The following is a 1,443-nucleotide window of genomic DNA, read 5'->3' on the forward strand; positions in this document are numbered from 1 at the left end:
TGCCCGCCAGCAGCATGGGCCGGCGTCGCTGCCGCGACGCGTGGTCCGCGATGTCGTCCAGGGCGCTGTAGGCGAGCGCATCGGCACTCAACGCCGCGTTGCCGCTGACGTCGAGGTAGGTCGGGGCGAGGGCGCCGGGATTCAGCTCTCCGGTGCCCGGATCCAGCGCGTAAGCCAGGGCGGACGTCGACGACGCGAACAACGGGGCATTCGCCGATGCCAGCGCCGCGCCGCGGGCCAGCGCCATGTCCGGCTCTTCGGGCGCGATCACGTCCAGCACGGTCGCCGCGTCGAGCACGGTCTTTATTCCGACGATGTCGACCCCGCAGCCGACGATGAAAACGCCGTCGGCCCGCGGGCCCGTTGCGTCCAGGTCGGCGACCATCGCCGCCAGCTCGGCCGCGACGGCGTGCCGGCGTGCGGGCTTCCCGGCTCCGACCACGGCCCGCCGATGCAGCTCGACGATCGAGCCGTCGGCGATCTCGACGACGGCCAGCGTCGCGCTGTCGTATTCGACGAACAGCATCGCGATGCGCTCGTAGTCCATCGCGGAACCCACCGTCTGCGCCAACGCGGCCGCGGCGAGCAGCGGGGAGACCAGCATGACGCCGCCGACGTCGCAGCGCGCAAGCGCATCGCGCAGCCCCGCGACCTCGGTGGGGTCCGTCCAGGTCACGCCCGTCGATGCCAGCCGATAGCCGCCCTCGACGGCGCCTTCGCGCGTGCCGACGATGGCGCCGATCACCTGATCGGCCACACCGAAAGTCGAGTCGCCGCCTCCAGCCACGTCGAACGCGTCCTCTTCGACGGTCACGCCGTCGCCGGCCTGCCCCTCGATGAGGATCATGCGGACCGTCGTGGGAGCCATCGACACCCCGAGCACGATCTCCAAATTGAGCCTCCCAGTCCTCCGCTGGCCTCTCGAAGACGCATCCGCAAGACGGCATCTTCAAGAGGGCATTGAAAAGACAGCCCCTGGCCCGAATCGGGGCTTCTTCAACGCTACGCGCGTGCTGCCGGGCGCGCCGCTGGAGTGACTCGGCTCAAAGATCCTTGCTAATAGCCGGGGCTCAGGTACGGGTTCTGGGCGCCGCCGCCACCCGAATAGTCCGGGTATTGCTGCGGGTACTGGGGATATTGCGGGGCCTGCGGGGTCTGCGGCGCCTGATTCGCCGGAACCGGCACCGGAATGGGCACCGGTAGCAGCGGAACGTGGATCCACTCCGTCGTCATCGGCACTGTCGTGGTCGTGGTGGTGGTCGTCGTCGGCGGAGGCGGCGTCGTCGTCGTCGTAGTCGGCGGAGGCGTGGTCGTGATGGCCGTGGTGGTCGGCGGCTGGGTCGACGTCGGCGGCGGCGGACGATGCGTGGTGACGACCGGAGGCTGCGTCGTTACGACCACCGGCGGCGGTGGCGGCGACGGTGGGTTCCGCGATGGACTACG

2 protein-coding genes and 1 pseudogene are annotated in these 1,443 nt (G+C 70.1%); 1 reads left to right on the forward strand and 2 read right to left on the reverse strand.

Translation table 11 applies throughout. The features are described from left to right. Together A5747_RS22515 and A5747_RS25705 are read right to left on the reverse strand one after the other, a co-directional pair. Window positions 1–892, reverse strand: a pseudogene (locus A5747_RS22515) (hypothetical protein); the annotation flags it as partial. A 164-nt stretch (window positions 893–1,056) separates the two neighbouring features. Next, window positions 1,057–1,233: a hypothetical protein gene (locus A5747_RS25705; protein WP_198938244.1), complete on the reverse strand. Its 177-nt coding sequence runs from the start codon at window positions 1,231–1,233 to the stop codon at window positions 1,057–1,059. Window positions 1,234–1,249: 16 nt separating this feature from the next. On the opposite strand from A5747_RS25705, the gene A5747_RS25710 reads away from it, so the two are divergent. Next, window positions 1,250–1,443, forward strand: a 194-nt coding sequence (locus A5747_RS25710; RefSeq protein WP_198938245.1) for a hypothetical protein, incomplete at its 3' end; no start/stop codon positions are given.

This window comes from Mycobacterium sp. IS-836, assembly GCF_001954275.1.
Classification (GTDB): Bacteria; Actinomycetota; Actinomycetes; order Mycobacteriales; family Mycobacteriaceae; genus Mycobacterium.